The organism is Nitratidesulfovibrio oxamicus, assembly GCF_015731765.1.
GTDB lineage: Bacteria > Desulfobacterota > Desulfovibrionia > Desulfovibrionales > Desulfovibrionaceae > Cupidesulfovibrio > Cupidesulfovibrio oxamicus.
Genome location: NZ_VRYY01000427.1, coordinates 1 through 2,118 on the forward strand (window position 1 = coordinate 1; position 2,118 = coordinate 2,118).

Genomic DNA, 2,118 nt, shown 5'->3' on the forward strand with positions numbered 1-2,118 from the left:
CAGCCCAGGTCCACGGCCACGCGGCAGCCCGGCGTGCCATCAGGACCGCCCGACGTGGCGGCGGGCATGGCGTCCGCCACCGCGCCCGCCAGGTCGAAGCCGCCCAGCACTTCGCGGTTCAGTTCGTCCCAGTCCTCGGCAATGGCGTTGAAGAACTGGCGGGTCTTCAGCGCCCGCTCCTCGATGATCTTCTCGGCCATGGCCATGTCGCCCTGCAGGGTCATGTCCTCTGCGATGAACGGGGCCACCGCGTCCAGAAAGTCGCGGCCTTCGCCTTCCGCCGGGGCGGCGTAGAACACCCACAGCCCGTCGCGGCGCGAGACCAGCAGCCCCGCCCCGGTCAGTATCTTGAGGTGGCGCGACACGCGTGACTGGCCCATTTCGAGAATGGAGACCAACTCGTTCACGTTCAGCTCGTGCCTGTTCAGCACGTGCATGAGCCGCATTCGGGTGTCGTCGGAAAGGGCCTTGAAGTAGTCGAGTGCTGCCGACATGAAATTCCCGCGCAAGATTTCTTGAAGTATGGCGTGTGGTTCTCCACGCGCCGGGCATCGTTTCCGGATGCCTTGATATTTATACATCAAGAAAACTTGATTTGCAAGCATCCGCTCTGGCGCATACAGCGCCCTCCCCAACGCCCAAAGGCCACGGACCGGCCCACACGGCTGCGGGCATGCCCCCCCCACGCGGATGCGGCATTCTTTCCGGTCGCCCTGCATTTCCATTGCCGGTACGCCGCCGCGGGATTACAAAATGAAACATCCCCGCTGCAAAAGGTAATCCTCGCTCCCTCCCCGCCGCGCATCCCCATCCGCGCCATCGACATCAACACCATGTAATTCCAAGCATTCACCACGCCATCGCGCTCTGGCACGCCGCATGCTCTACCGGAAGCGTCCGGCACCCGCCGGGCCGGACCGCCACCTCATGGAAGGCGCGCCCGCAACAACTCCAGCCGGAGCACCGTCATGGAACTCTACGATTCGATCGGCATAGCCTTCGCGGCGGGCCTGTTCGTCTACCTCGTCTACGCCCTGTTTCGCCCCGACAAGTTCTAACCCCCCGGCGCATGACCGCTTCCGCCGCCCCCATCCACCCCGTCGGGGCAGCCCCCCTGCGTTGGAGAATCACTGCTCATACCGGAGATCATCATGACCCCGCGCGACTACCTGCAACTGGCCCTGTTCCTCGGCATTCTCGCCCTCGCCTCGCCGCCGCTGGGGCGATACATCCACCGCGTGCTGGAGGGTGGCCGCACCTGGCTGCACCCCCTGCTGGGCCCGGTGGAACGCCTGATCTACACGGCGGCGGGCGTGGACCCCACCCGCGACCATCCCTGGCAGCGCTACGCCGCCTGCATGCTGGGCTTCACCCTGGCAGGCTTCTGCCTGACCTTCGGCGTGCTGATGTTCCAGGATGTGCTGCCGCTGAACCCGCAAGGCTTCCCGGCTCCGTCCTGGGATCTGGCCCTGAACACCGCCGTCAGCTTCGTCACCAACACCAACTGGCAGGCCTACGGCGGCGAGGCGACCATGAGCCACCTTTCGCAGGTGGTGGCGCTGACCTACCAGAACTTCGTCTCCGCAGCCGTGGGCATGGCCGTGTGCATGGCCGTGGTGCGCGGCGTGGCCCGGGCCGAGGCCCAGGGCCTCGGCAACTTCTGGACCGACCTCGTGCGCGCCAACCTGTACGTGCTGCTGCCGCTGTGCGTGGTGGGCGCGCTGGCGCTGGTGGGCCAGGGCATGGTGCAGACCTTCGCCGCCTCGTTCACAGCCGTCACGCCGCAAGGCGCCACCCAGACCATTGCCGTGGGCCCGGTGGCCTCGCAGGTGATCATCAAGATGCTGGGCACCAACGGCGGCGGGTTCTTCAACGCCAACGCCGCCCACCCCTTCGAGAACCCCACGGCCGTTTCGAACTTCATCCAGATGCTGGCCATCTTCCTGCTGCCCAGCGCGCTGGTGTTCACCCTGGGCGCCGCCGTGCGCCGTCCCCGCCACGCCTGGACGGTGTGGGGCGTGATGGCCGCCGTGTTCGTGGCGGGCGTGTTGCTGACCGCCCACTTCGAATTCCGGGGCACCCCGGCCATGGCGCAGGCCGTGGCGGCGGGCAGCCCTG

Annotated in this window: 3 protein-coding genes; 2 read left to right on the top strand and 1 reads right to left on the bottom strand. The window is 66.9% G+C overall.

Annotated features, from left to right (window positions below):
- A partial coding sequence (locus tag FVW20_RS13300) for an ArsR/SmtB family transcription factor (protein ID WP_231039100.1) occupies nucleotides 1-494 on the bottom strand: 494 nt, incomplete at its 3' end.
- Between the two features lie 474 nt (nucleotides 495-968).
- Between FVW20_RS13300 and kdpF the strand changes: the two genes are divergently transcribed.
- Entirely contained in the window at nucleotides 969-1,058 is a 90-nt protein-coding gene (gene kdpF / locus FVW20_RS13305; RefSeq protein WP_167124920.1) for a K(+)-transporting ATPase subunit F, read from the top strand.
- Between the two features lie 93 nt (nucleotides 1,059-1,151).
- A partial coding sequence (locus tag FVW20_RS13310) for a potassium-transporting ATPase subunit KdpA (protein ID WP_196609992.1) occupies nucleotides 1,152-2,118 on the top strand: 967 nt, incomplete at its 3' end.

Coding starts and splice junctions, on each gene's coding strand:
- kdpF (WP_167124920.1), top strand. CDS start 969: ATGGAACTCTACGATTCGATCGGCATAGCCTTCGCGGCGGGCCTGTTC.